The sequence below is a fragment of the Verminephrobacter aporrectodeae subsp. tuberculatae At4 genome (assembly GCF_000193225.1).
In the GTDB taxonomy this organism is placed as follows: Bacteria; Pseudomonadota; Gammaproteobacteria; order Burkholderiales; family Burkholderiaceae_C; genus Acidovorax; species Acidovorax aporrectodeae.
Genome location: NZ_AFAL01000335.1, coordinates 1 through 263 on the forward strand (window position 1 = coordinate 1; position 263 = coordinate 263).

A 263-nucleotide genomic window follows, 5' to 3' on the forward strand; every position below is an offset into this window, starting at 1 on the left:
AGCACCGTCCGCCCGGACTGGCAGGTGCGCTGCGCCCGCGTGCCGCAGGAGAAGCTCGCATGAACGCCGTCCCCCCTGCGCTCATCGAAGTCCGCGGGCTGAAGAAATACTTCGGCAGCAGCGCGCGCCCGGTGCGCGCGGTCGATGGCGTGTCGTTCGCCATCGCGCCGGGCGAAACGCTGGGCCTGGTCGGCGAATCGGGGTCGGGCAAGAGCACCATCGGGCGCGCCCTGCTGCGCCTGATCGAGCGCAGCAGCGGGCAG

The 263-nt window shown here is 72.2% G+C and carries 1 protein-coding gene; it reads left to right on the plus strand.

The window, feature by feature from the left end:
* Nucleotides 1-59: 59 nt before the first annotated feature.
* Nucleotides 60-263: ATP-binding cassette domain-containing protein (locus tag VTU_RS26350; protein WP_010102576.1), on the plus strand; the 204-nt coding region annotated here is incomplete at its 3' end.